The following is a 12,488-nucleotide window of genomic DNA, read 5'->3' on the forward strand; positions in this document are numbered from 1 at the left end:
TCGGATGACGGCATCCTGGAGATTTTCAACCCTGGCGGATCGCCATCGCGCGCTGGGTTCGAAACTCGAAGACTGGAGCGGCATGGGCACCGCCTGGACCTACGACAAGGATGCCGACGAGGAATACATTGCTATCCGCACCAAGGCCGGGCTGATGGATGTCTCGGGCCTGAAGAAGGTCCACATCACAGGCCCGCACGCCTCGCACCTCATCGATCTCGCCACCACGCGCGACGTCGAAAAAATCTATCCCGGCAAATCGGCCTATGCCTGCATGCTCAACGAGGCGGGAAAATTCACCGACGACTGCATCCTCTACCGCACCGGGCCGAATAGCTGGATGGTGGTGCATGGCTCGGGAACCGGACATGAGGAGTTGCAGCGGGCGGCGATGGGCAGGGACGTGTCGCTGCGCTTCGACGACAATCTGCACGACCTCTCGCTGCAGGGGCCGGCGGCGGTCGACTATCTTGCCAGGCACGTGCCGGGCATTCGCGACCTCAACTATTTCCATCACATGCAGACGCAGCTCTTCGGTTTTCCGGTGATGATCTCGCGCACCGGCTATACCGGCGAGCGCGGCTATGAAATCTTCTGCCGCGGCCAGGATGCCGGCACGATCTGGGACAGGATCCTCGACGAGGGCAAGAGCGCCGGTATCATCCCGTGCCGCTTCACTACGCTCGACATGCTGCGCGTCGAGAGCTATCTCCTGTTCTATCCCTACGACAATTCGCAGAAATATCCGTTCGAGAATGAAGGCCCCGGCGACACGCTGTGGGAACTCGGCCTCGACTTCACCGTCAGCCCGGGAAAGACCGGCTTTCGCGGCGCCGAGGAGCACTACCGTCTCAAGGGCAAGGAGCGCTTCAAGATCTATGGCGTGTTGCTCGACGGCAAGGAGCCGGCCGACGAGGGCGCCCCGGTCTATCGCGATGGGAAGAAAGTCGGCGTCGTCACCTGCGCCATGTATTCGCCGCTGGTCGAGAAATCGATGGGCATCGCCCGCCTCGACGTCGACTGCGCCGTCAAGGACACAAGGCTCGAGATCCGCAACAGGAGCGGATCGATCAAGGCGACGGCGCAGCCATTGCCGTTCGACGACCCAAAGAAGACCAAGCGCACGGCGAAAGGCTGAGGCATAGTCGAAGGCGAGGGTTCGAGGCACGAAGCAGAGAATGGCAGCCAAGTCGATCATCAGCCGGCCCGTCTACGGAACCTTGTCTCCGCAGCCCGGCAAGCACCATCTTTTCATCGCCGATGCCGAGGGTGCGCTCGCGATAGCGGACATGGCCAAAACGGCTCCGGACGGGTTCTTCGACGGTGCCGAGATCGTCTTCATTCCCGGGCCGGACGACAGGCAAGTCGCCGCTCTCGAAGCGCTGAAACCGGCGCGCTTCCACCAGGCGCCGTCCTTCGCCAGTCTGCTGCCGCGGCTGAAACAGACGCTTGATAACGCGCATATGGGCCTGCGCCTCTATCTCGCCGGTACCGAAGGGCTGATCGGCCAGGCCATGCAGGTGGCGCTCGATGCCGGCATCGACCACACCGCGATCCAGACCGAACATCGCGGCTCGCTGGCGCGCCGCGTGCAGTGCGTGCATTGCAAGGGCATCACCGAGAATGTAACGACGCAACCCGCCACCTGCTCGCATTGCGGCCTGCTACTTCTGGTACGCGACCACTATTCGCGGCGGCTGGCGGCGTTCCAGGGCGTCTGCATCAATGCCGAGGATCGCAGCGAAATTCCTCCGTTCGAGGAGGTCTTCCGATGAGCACCGGCACCACCAAGCTCGACGTCGTCGTCAGCGATGTTGTGCCCGTCAACGAGCTGGTCACCCGCTTTCATTTCCGCCGCCGCGACGGCGAGCTGTTGCCGACCTTTTCAGGCGGCGCCCATGTCGTGGTCGAGATGCGCGACGGCGACCGCACAAGGCTCAATCCCTATTCGCTGATGGGCTCGCCGCTCGACACGCGCGAATACACGATCTCGATACGTCGCGACGATGTCGGCCGGGGCGGCTCGCTTTTCATGCACCGGAGCGTCAAGCCCGGCCTGGAGATGGTGATCTCCTATCCAGTCAATCTGTTCTCACTCGATCTCCGGGCGAAGAAACATTTGATGCTGGCGGGCGGCATCGGCATCACGCCCTTCATGGCCCAGACCGCGCAGTTGGCAGGCGAGGGCGGCAATTTCGAACTGCACTACACCTGCCGCACGGCTTCGCTCGGCACCTATGCCGATGTGCTGCAACAGCGCTACGGCCGCCGGGTCCGGCTCTATCACGACGACCGCGGGGAACGCATAGACCTCGACCGGCTGCTGTCGTCGCAGCCGCTCGGCACGCATCTCTATGTCTGCGGTCCGGCAGGCATGATCGGCTGGGTGCGCGAGCGCGCCGCCGCGCTTGGCTGGCCACCGGAGACCGTGCATTTCGAGCATTTCGCGGCGCCGCAACCGGGATTGCCCTTCGATGTGACGCTGGCCGTCAGCGGCAAGAGCATCCGGGTCGGCGAGCAGCAGAGCCTGCTCGAGGCGATCGAGGCGGCCGGCGTCGATCCGCCCTATCTCTGCCGCGGCGGCGTTTGCGGCCAATGCGAAACCAACGTCATCGCGTCCGACGGCAAGTTCATCCACAACGACCATTGGCTGAGCGAGGAAGATCATCGCTCCGGCTGCAAGATCATGCCGTGCGTGTCGCGCTTCGAAGGCAAATCGCTGGTCTTGGAAAGATAGGAGGCGAGCTTGGGCATCACCTTTCGCAAGGAAACGTTTCGCGACGACTTCACCTTCAGGAACAGCCCTGAGCACATCAGGCGGTTCCCGTTTCCGTTCCATGAAGACAGCTACATGTATGCGGTCAACATCGAGCCGCATGTCGTCGGTCCGAAGGGCAGCGTGCTGGAAAACCTGATAGATGTCGATGAGCACTATGTCGCCGAGATGCAGGACCGCGCTCTGGTCCTGGCCGAGGATCCGTTGCGCTGCCAGTCGCTGCCGCACATGACGCTCGCCGGCTGGGATCTGCTCGAACTTCTGATGGAGCAGCAGGCGCTGGGCTATCCCGAGCATTTCACGCTGACCCGAGACGGCGATCGCTGGCGCTGGATCAACCGGCCGCTCGGCATCGACGACACCTTCACCTTCGGCGACACAACGACGCTGCCTTACGGGCCGATGGAGTACATCACCCGCCAGAGCCAGGGCGATTTCTGCATCCTCGATCAGCGCGACGGCAATCTTTGGATGGATGCCGGAATGGTCACCACCCAGGCCGACTGGTCGCTCGATTTTGACATCGGCATGAACTTCTTCGAGTGGCACGCGCCGGTACCGCTGGCACATGAAAAGGGGATTTTCGTCAGGGCGCTGAAGTTCCTCATCAACATCCAGCAGGGCAAGCCGGCGCGTCGCCTGAACTGGACCATGACCGTCAATCCGCGCCTCGACACCAGCCCCGAGAATTATCACAAATGGGGCCCGGACCGGGCGACGGTGACGCCCGACAATGTCGGCGACAAGGTGCATCTGCGCGTCGAGTTGCAGAGCTTCTGGCGCCTGCCGCGCTCCAACGCCATCGTCTTCCCGATCCGCTGCTACCTGATCAAGATGGACGAGCTGGTGACGCAACCGAAATGGGCGCGCCGCCTGCACCGCGTCGTCCGCGACCTGCCCGAGGAGCTTGCCACCTACAAGGGGCTGACGCGCTACCGCCCGACACTGGTCGAGTGGCTGTCGAAATTGGATGATGGCAGTGCGACGAGCCCGGGATTCGGGCCGGATTGATTGCTGTATTGACGCTGCCCTCCAAGCAGCCAATCTCCCCCCAAGAGGGGGAGATGCCCGGCAGGGCAGAGGGGGGCGCCGTGGAGCGCAGGCCTTGCCCAATGTCCAACCTCTAACGCTCCGCGAAACTCACCCGCCGCCCAGCCCGGCCACAATCACGACATGCTGGCAGACACTGTCGATGTCGCGGATAACATCGTCGTTCCAGAAGCGCAGGACGGTCCAGCCCAGGGCTTCGAACTTGGCGGTTCTTGCAGCGTCCAATTCCAACGCTTCGGCTTGGCCATGCTGGGAACCATCAAGCTCGACGATCAGCTTTTTGTCCGGGCATGCAAAATCGACGATATGGCCGGCGATAGGCATCTGGCGCCGAAAACCCCAGTCCATCAACCTACGTGCCCTGATCTCATTCCAGAGCTTGAGTTCGGCGTCGGTCATCACCTTGCGCATCCTGCGCGCATTGCGGCGGTTGTTGGAGGATACGAGATTATGCGTCATCGCGGTTCGCCCCCCTCTGTCCTGCCGGACATCTCCCCCTCAAGGGGGAGATCGGATGTCACTTCGGCTTTCGCCAATCGCCAATGCTGTAAAAAAGGAAATCGAGCCCCGTTAACCCGCGCTCTGCGGATAGCAAATAATCGACAGATAGCGCATGGGCAGTTTCGTCAGCTGCTCCGGTCCGTGCGGGGCGTCGGCGTCGAAGAACAGGCTGTCGCCGGGCTTCATCGGATAGAGATTGCTGCCGTGCCGGTAAATGACCTCGCCCTCGAGCATATAAAGGAATTCCATGCCCTCGTGCTGGAAGGTCGGGAACACGTCCGAATCCTCGGTCAGCGTGATCAGATAGGGCTCGACGACGACGCCGCTGGTGTTTGAGCCGATATGGCCAAGCAGATTGTACTGGTGGCCGGCGCGCGTGCCGCGGCGCTCGACGTCCAACCCTTCGCCCGCCTTGACGAAAACGGCGCTGCGCTCCTCTTCGAAGCGGCGGAAGAAGGCGGTGACGGGAACACCCAGCGCCCGCGACAGCGCCTGCAAGGTGGTCAGCGACGGCGAGGTGATGCCGTTCTCGATCTTCGACAGCATGCCCAGCGAAATGTCGGTGGCGACCGCCAGATCGGCGACGGTGATGCCGAGCTTCTTGCGGAACGCGCGCACCTCGCGGCCGATCGCCACTTCCAGCACCTTTTCACGCGTGTCGCGGATGGCGTGCGGGTTCTGGGTAAGCGGCGCGCGGATGGTCTTCCCGTCCACCGAGACCTTTGGCAGCGGCTTTGCCTTTGCGCCGCCGGCTCCAGCACCGGCCTTTGGATTTGAAGCGTTTTTCGCCATGTCGCCCCCCGGACTTCGCGGATTTATTTCACTCAAGGTGAACATGTTCGGTGGCGATACATGAGCGCAGCCGCGTCGGCAAGCCGTCTTATGTCGCATGCGCCAATCCCGCGATTTCGGCCAATGCGGGTTCTTCGCCAGGAATCCGCCTTGCGCAAACGCCGCTCCCGCAGATGACTGTTGACAGTGCCGAAGGGCCAATTACTGTCACTGCCAGTGAAATTTGTTTCGCAGGGGAAATCAAAAAAATGGAGGCCCGGAAATGAACACTCGCGTTGCCGTCATCGGGGCCGGACCGTCCGGCCTAGCACAGCTCAGGGCCTTCAAGTCAGCGGCCGACAAAGGGGCAGACATTCCCGAGATCGTCTGCTTCGAAAAGCAGTCCGACTGGGGCGGCCTGTGGAATTATACATGGCGCACCGGCCTCGACGAGCATGGCGATCCGGTGCACGGCTCGATGTATCGCTATCTCTGGTCGAACGGGCCGAAGGAATGCCTGGAATTCGCCGACTACACGTTCGAGGAACATTTCGGCCGACCGATCGGCTCCTATCCCCCGCGCGCCGTGCTGTGGGACTACATCAAGGGCCGCGTCGAAAAGTCAGGCGTGCGCAAATGGGTGCGCTTCAACAGTCCTGTGCGCATGGTGACCTTCTCGGACGAGACGAAGAAATTCACCGTCACCGCGCATGACCGCACCAACGACGTCACCTATTCGGAAGAGTTCGACAATGTCGTCGTCGCGTCCGGGCATTTCTCGGTGCCAAACGTTCCCTATTTCGAGGGGTTCTCGACCTTCAACGGCCGCATCTTGCACAGCCACGATTTCCGCGACGCGATGGAATTCAAGGGCAAGGACATCCTGATCATCGGCCGCTCCTATTCGGCCGAGGACATCGGCTCGCAGTGCTACAAATACGGGGCGAAGTCGATCACCTCGAGCTACCGCTCCAAGCCGATGGGCTTCAAATGGCCTGAGAACTGGAAAGAGGTGCCGCTGCTCCAGAAGGTCGTCGGCAAGACCGCGCATTTCAAGGATGGTTCAACCAAGGATATCGACGCAATCATCCTGTGCACCGGCTATCTCCATTCCTTCCCTTTCCTCACCGACGACCTGAAGCTCAAGACCGCCAACCGCATGTGGCCGCTGGATCTCTATGAAGGCGTCGTTTGGGAGAAGAACCCGAAGCTTTTCTACATCGGCATGCAGGACCAGTTCTACACTTTCAACATGTTCGACGCGCAGGCTTGGTTCGCGCGCGACGTGATCATGGGCCGCATCAAGCTGCCGTCCGCGCAGGCAATGGCCGAGCACGGCGCCAGATGGCGGGCGCGCGAGGAGACGCTGGAAGACGCCGAGCAGATGATCTGGTTCCAGGGCGACTACACCAAGGAACTGATGGACCAGACCGACTATCCCGGCTTCGACGTCGAGGCGGTCAACCAGACCTTCATGGAATGGGAGCACCACAAGGTGGAAGACATCATGAGCTTCCGCGACCATTCCTACCGCTCGTTGATGACCGGCACCATGGCGCCGCTGCACCATACGCCGTGGCTGCAGGCGCTGGACGATTCGATGGAGAGCTATCTGGAAGTGAAGGGCGTCGCGGCGGAGTAGCGGCTTTCAGGCCGGCAACACGACCCAGTCGTGGCGGCTTTCGCCATAGACGGCTTGCGTCGGCGCGGGGAAAGACGGATCGGCGAAACAGCCGACCGCGACAGCGACCGCCTCCGGTTTGCGCGACGGATACCAGAACACCGTCGAGCCGCAGTTTCCACAAAAGTGGAACGTGACGGGAAAGCCGCTGTCGGAATTGCGCCGGAATGTCTGGGATGAGCCGTCGATGTCGATCGCGTCGGCATCGAAAAAAGCCGCTATCCCGAACGGACTGCCGGTGCGCCGCTGGCAGTCCAGGCAGTGGCAAAGCGATATTTTGGCCGGCTGTTGCGGACAGCGGATCTGCAATTGGCCACAGGTGCAGCGGGCAATCCTGCTGGTCATGTCTTCCTCCCTTGATAAGTTCGCCGGTTGAGCTTTAACCCAGCCTCGCCCGTGCCTTGGCCGTCCAGGCATTGAACAGCCGGTCGGCGACGATGCCGATGAAGGCGATGGCGAGCCCTGCGACGATGCCGCGGCCCGAATCGGCCTTGGACAGCGCGATGAACACCTCCTGGCCGAGATCACGGGTGCCGACCATGGCGCAGATGATGATCATCGCCAACGCCATCAGGATCGTCTGGTTGACGCCCAGCATGATCTCGGGCAGCGCGAGTGGCAATTGCACGCGAAAGAAAGTCTGGCGCGGCGTGCAGCCCGAAACCTTGGCCGCCTCGATCAGTGCCGGCGGCACCTGCCTGATGCCGTGATTGGTGTAGCGGATCGCCGGCACCACGGCGAAGGCGATCGTTGCGATCATCGCGGTGACGTCGCCGACGCGGAAAAGCATCACCACCGGAATGATGAAGCAGAAGGAGGGCAGCACCTGCAGCGTGTCGATGACGGGCGTGGTCACCTTCTCGAAGCGGTCGCTGCGCGCGGCCATCAGGCCGATCGGAATGCCGATCAGGCAAGCGATGAAAGCCGAGATGCCGCAGAGATAGACGGTCGCCATCGTCTTTTCCCACAGCCCGGTGACGGCGCAGAAGGCGGTCAGCACTGCCACCAGAGCGGCCAGGCGCAACCCGGAAAGCTGAAAGCCGGCAAGGCCGAGCAGGAACACCGCGCCCAGCCACGGAAAGCCCTCGCAGAAGGCCCGCACCGGGTTCAGCACGTTAAGGATCAGCGCCACGCGGAACGCCTCGATGACGTCGAAGAAGTTGATCGTCACCCAATTCACCGCCGCTTTCCACAATGGCGCGGTGGTGAAGGTGATCACCTTCGGCACCGCCGCGAAGGCAGGCACGAAGAGGCCAAGCAGTGTGGTGACGATCAGAATGGCGACGGCCAGCGTCAGATTGCGCCGCCAGAAGGCGGGCTGGACTTGCCGGTGGACGTGACCTTTTGCATGGTTGGCGGCGATGGCCTGGCTCAGCCGGTCGAGCGCGATGGCTAGCGCCACGATGGCCAGCCCCGCTTCCATGGCTTCGCCGACCTTCAGCGCACGCAGCGCCAGCAACACGTCATAGCCTAGCCCGCCGGCGCCGATCATCGAGGCGATGATCACCATGTTCAGCGCCAGCATGATCACCTGGTTGACGCCGACCATCAGCGTCGGCCGCGCCGACGGCAAAAGCACGCGCCACAGTTTCTGCCGCGCCGTGCAGCCGGCCATCTCGCTGAAATCGTCGATCTCGGACGGCACCCGCGACAGGCCGAGCATCGTTGCCCGCACCATTGGCGGCGTGGCGAAGATGGCGGTGGCGATCATCGCCGAAACCGGGCTGTTGCCGAACAGAAGCAGCATCGGGATGAGGTACGCGAAGGTCGGGATGGTCTGCATCAGATCGAGGGCAGGGGAGACCACCAGCCGCTCCGCCCAGGGTTTCCGCCAAGCCCAGATGCCGACGAACAATCCCGTGGCGATGCAGAATGGCACGGCGATGGAAATCAGCGCCAGCGTCAGCATGGCGCTGGTCCATTGGCCGAACAGCGCGATGTAGAGAAAACAGCCGCCGACCAGCATGCCGAGCTTGCGGCCGCCAGCGGCATGCCCGGCGACAAACGCCGCCGCGCAGACGCCGATCCAGGACAGGCGCGGCAGCATATAGGCGTCGGCACCGTGGCCGATCTTGAAATTCTTGGCCAGAAGGTCGAGCGCGAAATCGAGCGGCACGCCGAGCACGGCGGTGATCGACCGCGTCAGCCCTGACAGGTTTATTTTTATCCAGCGCATCAGGGCGCTGACCCAGTCGGCGACCGGCACGATCGCCTCGGCCGGATAATTGACGGCCCAGGGGAAACTGTCCTGGAGCAGGAACACGATCAGCACCACGGCAAGCGCTGCGGCCCAGACCAGCAGCCATGTCTGCGCCGGTCGCGGCCTCGTCTCACTGGCGCTTGCCGTTACTGTCATGCACCGGCTCCTGACCGCTCGATGCCGGCGAGCAGGTCGATCACCGCTTGCGGCGTCACCTCGCCGATCGGCTTGCCGCTGCCGTTGACCACCGCGAACGGTCTGCCGGCCGCGACGATGCTGGCCGAGAAGCTGGCAATCTTGGCCTCCGGCGCCACCGTGCCGCCATGCTCGGCGCCGTCGCAGGCGCGCATCAGGCTCTTCGCCGAGATCACCTTGGCGCGGTCGACGTCGCGGGTGAATTCGGCGACATAGTCTGTCGCGGGATTAACCACCAGTTCCTCCGGCGTGCCGATCTGGATGACTTCGCCATCCTTCATGATGGCGATGCGGTCGGCCAGCCTTATCGCCTCGTCGAAATCATGGGTGATGAAGACGATGGTCTTGTGCAGCATGGTTTGCAATCGCATCAACTCGTCCTGCATCTCGCGGCGGATCAACGGGTCGAGCGCCGAGAACGGTTCGTCGAGGAACCAGATCTCCGGCTTGGTCGCCAGGCTGCGGGCGATGCCGACACGCTGCTGCTGGCCGCCTGACAGCTCGCGCGGATAGAAATGCTCGCGGCCGCGCAGGCCGACAAGCTCGATCACGTCGCGGACGCGTGCTTCGCGCGTCGCGCGGTCCTGCCCCTGGATGCTGAGCGGAAAGGCGATGTTGTCCAGCACGTTGAGATGCGGCAGCAGCGCGAAATTCTGGAACACCATGCCCATGCGGTGGCGCCTGAGTTCGATGAGCGCCGCATCGGAGATCTTGAGCAGGTCCTTGCCCTCGAACTCGACCTTGCCGTGCGTCGGCTCGACCAGACGCGACATGCAGCGCACCAGGGTCGACTTGCCCGACCCCGAGAGCCCCATGATGGTGAAGACCTCGCCCTGGCGGATTTCAAGATCGACGCCGCGTACCGCCCCGACCAGTCCGGCAGCGGCGACATCGGCCATGCTGGCCTTGCCGTCGCGCTCGCGGATGAAGCTGGCCGCGTTCGAACCGAACAGTTTCCAGACATTGCGGCAGGCCAGCTTTATCGGGCGGGCATCCTTTGGCGCGCCCGCAACGTTCGATCCCTGTTCGGTCTTGTCAGGCATTCAAGCGTCCTTCTGGAATATCGACGATTGAGGCCCGGCCGATCGACGGCCGGGTCTCATTCTCCAGTCGGAGCAATCACTGTGCCCAGGCTTGCCAGTCGGCTTCGTGGGCGGCGATCCAGGCGGCGGCGACGTCCTCCGGCGTCTTGCCGCCGAGGTCGATCTCACCGCTCATCTTGTTGAGCTCGTCGGTGTCGACCGTGTAGGCCTTGGCCACCTTGTAGGCGACGGGCCATTTGTCCTTCATGCCGTTCCAGGCATATTTCCAGATCTCGCCATGCGGCTTGCCGCAATCATATTTGGCGTCGGGATTCGTGCCCCATTTCGGGTCGCTGTAGCATTCGGGCGTGTATTCGGGGAATTGAACCCATTCGCCCTTGTATTTGGCCGGCGCCCAATGCGGCGAATAGATCCACAGCATGATCGGCGCCTTGCGCTGGTAAGCGGAATCGAGCTCCGCGAACATCGCCGCGTCGGTGCCGGCGTGGATGACGGTGAATGGCAATTTGAGTGCCTCGACGCGCTCGTCGTCAAAACCCTCCCAGGTCACCGGACCGCCGAGATAACGACCCTTGGGCGCCGTCTCGGCCGTCGAAAAGGCCTCGGCGCATTTCGGATCCTTCAGCGCTTCCCAATTGGGCAGGCCCGGGCATTTCTCCTTCATATATTCGGGGAACCACCACTCTTCCTTGGCCTTGGGGCCGAGCTTGCCGAGGCGCTCGGTCTGGCCGGTGGCGTCGGAAGCCTTCATCGCCTCGCCGGCGGTCGTGTCCCAGAATTCCAGGCCGATATCGAGGTCGCCATTGGTGAGACCGGTGGTCAGGCTGGAGAGGTAATCGGCGGTCGGATATTCGACGGTGTAGCCGAGCTTTTCGAGAATACCGCCGAGAATCTTGGCGTTGAGATTGACGCTGGTCCAGTCGAACAGCGCGATCTTGATGGGATCGTTGGATTCAGGGGCTGCGGCGTGGACGGAAAGCGTTGGCAGGCTCAGTGCCGCGAGCGCGGCGGCGCCCATGGACAGTTTAGAAACTCCGCTCCGAAATGACATGCTTGTTCTCCTTCAAGCTGTGACGGTTATCGTTCGTTCCCTTCTTGCGTCTTTCTGCCCTTGCTGGGTTTTTTCTTGATTGTGTTGGAAAGACCTGCCGTTGCGCAAGGCCGTTTCCGCCATCGCGCGGCCAAAACCGGCGCAGGTGGATTGTGCTGAGTGTTTGATTTGCGGAAATGGTGCTGAAAGGTCGGCGTCATAGCTGCCGACGGATCGCTGCGACAACGATCACCTGCGGGTCGATTGCCAGCCTTATGACGCCCTGCAAAATGCGAGCCATCAGGGTCCCCTGACCTCGGCTATCGGCCCGGCAAGCCCCATCGCCAGAACCGTTTCATGAGATGAAATTATATATACCAACACTTATCGCGCGCAATGACTAAGGCTTGCTGGATGCATAATTCGGACCGCAGGCGAGGTCGCACCCAACCCACCTGCCGAGCCACCTTACCAGCAGACGTAGCCGCCATCGACGATCAGGTCGAGGCCGGTGACGAAGCTCGACGCGCGGCTGGCCAGGAACACGGTCGGCCCGACCATTTCCTCGGGCGCCGCCATGCGCCCCATCGGCGTGTCGCGCTTGAAGATCTTGATCTCCTCCGCCACCTCGGGCCTCTTGTTCATCGGCGTCAGCGTGTAGCCCGGGCTGACCACGTTGACGCGCAGGCCGCGGTCGGCCCACTCCATGGCGAGGCTCTTCGACATGTGGATGACGGCGGCCTTCGAGGAATTGTAATGCGCCTGCGTCAGCCCGCGATTGACGATGGTGCCCGACATCGAGGCGATGTTGACGATCGAGCCCTTGCGCCGCGCCAGCATCTTGCGCGCTTCGGCCTGGCAGGAAAAGAACACGCCGGCGACATTGACCTCGTGCACCTTCCGCCACGTCTCCAGGGCCATTGTCTCGGCCGGCTCCGATCCGGCGATGCCGGCATTGTTGACGGCAATCGTCAGGGCGCCGAGTTCGCTCTCGACGCGGTCCAAGCGCGGTGATACGCTGTGCGGTCTCCTCCAGCCCGCCCTTCGATGCATGGCCGAAACAGGCGACGTCGGCGCCGGCCTGCGCCAATCCGATCGCGATTGCCTGGCCGATGCCGCTGCCGGCACCGGTAACCAGCGCGACATCGCCGTCCAGCTTGAAAAGATCCATCGATAACCCTCCCTGCTTCAGGGAGGGTATGCGCTGTCCCGCGTTCCGATCAAGCCTTCAGCGCGGGCAT

The 12,488-nt window shown here is 62.6% G+C and carries 11 protein-coding genes and 1 pseudogene; 5 read left to right on the plus strand and 7 right to left on the minus strand.

The annotated features are described in order from the left end of the window. Window positions 1–4 precede the first annotated feature (4 nt). From FJ942_RS01540 to FJ942_RS01555, 4 genes are read left to right on the plus strand one after another with little or no spacing between them, the layout of a single operon-like run. Window positions 5–1,138, plus strand: coding sequence for an aminomethyltransferase family protein (locus FJ942_RS01540; protein ID WP_140497877.1), 1,134 nt, complete (start codon window positions 5–7; stop codon window positions 1,136–1,138). 40 nt (window positions 1,139–1,178) lie between these two features. Next, window positions 1,179–1,775: a dimethylamine monooxygenase subunit DmmA family protein gene (locus tag FJ942_RS01545; protein WP_140497879.1), complete on the plus strand. Its 597-nt coding sequence runs from the start codon at window positions 1,179–1,181 to the stop codon at window positions 1,773–1,775. Next, entirely contained in the window at window positions 1,772–2,737 is a 966-nt protein-coding gene (locus FJ942_RS01550; RefSeq protein ID WP_140497881.1) for a PDR/VanB family oxidoreductase, read from the plus strand. The genes FJ942_RS01545 and FJ942_RS01550 overlap by 4 nt, the downstream gene beginning before the upstream one ends. A 9-nt stretch (window positions 2,738–2,746) precedes the next feature. Next, entirely contained in the window at window positions 2,747–3,787 is a 1,041-nt protein-coding gene (locus FJ942_RS01555; protein ID WP_140497883.1) for a DUF3445 domain-containing protein, read from the plus strand. A gap of 129 nt (window positions 3,788–3,916) precedes the next feature. On the opposite strand, the gene FJ942_RS01560 is transcribed toward FJ942_RS01555, so the two are convergent. Together FJ942_RS01560 and FJ942_RS01565 are read right to left on the minus strand one after the other, a co-directional pair. Beyond that, window positions 3,917–4,285 (minus strand): endonuclease domain-containing protein, encoded by a 369-nt coding sequence (locus FJ942_RS01560; RefSeq protein WP_140580707.1) that lies wholly within the window; start codon window positions 4,283–4,285, stop codon window positions 3,917–3,919. 111 nt (window positions 4,286–4,396) lie between these two features. Next, window positions 4,397–5,119 carry an XRE family transcriptional regulator gene (locus tag FJ942_RS01565; RefSeq protein WP_140580709.1) on the minus strand — a complete coding sequence of 241 codons (723 nt, stop codon included), beginning with the start codon at window positions 5,117–5,119 and terminating at the stop codon, window positions 4,397–4,399. Between the two features lie 262 nt (window positions 5,120–5,381). Between FJ942_RS01565 and FJ942_RS01570 the strand changes: the two genes are divergently transcribed. Beyond that, a complete protein-coding gene (locus tag FJ942_RS01570) occupies window positions 5,382–6,740 on the plus strand; it encodes an NAD(P)/FAD-dependent oxidoreductase (RefSeq protein ID WP_140514713.1) in 1,359 nt (452 codons plus the stop codon). A gap of 6 nt (window positions 6,741–6,746) precedes the next feature. On the opposite strand, the gene FJ942_RS01575 is transcribed toward FJ942_RS01570, so the two are convergent. The 5 genes and pseudogenes from FJ942_RS01575 to FJ942_RS01595 all read right to left on the minus strand — a co-directional run bounded on the left by FJ942_RS01575 (window position 6,747) and on the right by FJ942_RS01595 (window position 12,418). Next, a complete protein-coding gene (locus tag FJ942_RS01575) occupies window positions 6,747–7,124 on the minus strand; it encodes a GFA family protein (RefSeq protein WP_140514715.1) in 378 nt (125 codons plus the stop codon). Between the two features lie 34 nt (window positions 7,125–7,158). After that, window positions 7,159–9,135 (minus strand): ABC transporter permease subunit, encoded by a 1,977-nt coding sequence (locus tag FJ942_RS01580; protein WP_140558271.1) that lies wholly within the window; start codon window positions 9,133–9,135, stop codon window positions 7,159–7,161. Next, on the minus strand, window positions 9,132–10,217 hold the full coding sequence (locus tag FJ942_RS01585) for a glycine betaine/L-proline ABC transporter ATP-binding protein (protein WP_140897125.1): 1,086 nt from the start codon (window positions 10,215–10,217) through the stop codon (window positions 9,132–9,134). The genes FJ942_RS01580 and FJ942_RS01585 overlap by 4 nt, the downstream gene beginning before the upstream one ends. A gap of 76 nt (window positions 10,218–10,293) precedes the next feature. Then, a complete protein-coding gene (locus tag FJ942_RS01590; protein ID WP_140818342.1) occupies window positions 10,294–11,268 on the minus strand; it encodes an ABC transporter substrate-binding protein in 975 nt (324 codons plus the stop codon). A 447-nt stretch (window positions 11,269–11,715) separates the two neighbouring features. Further along, a pseudogene (locus FJ942_RS01595) lies at window positions 11,716–12,418 on the minus strand (SDR family oxidoreductase). Window positions 12,419–12,488 lie beyond the last annotated feature (70 nt).

It is taken from the genome of Mesorhizobium sp. B2-4-2 (assembly GCF_006442845.1).
Taxonomy (GTDB): Bacteria; Pseudomonadota; Alphaproteobacteria; order Rhizobiales; family Rhizobiaceae; genus Mesorhizobium.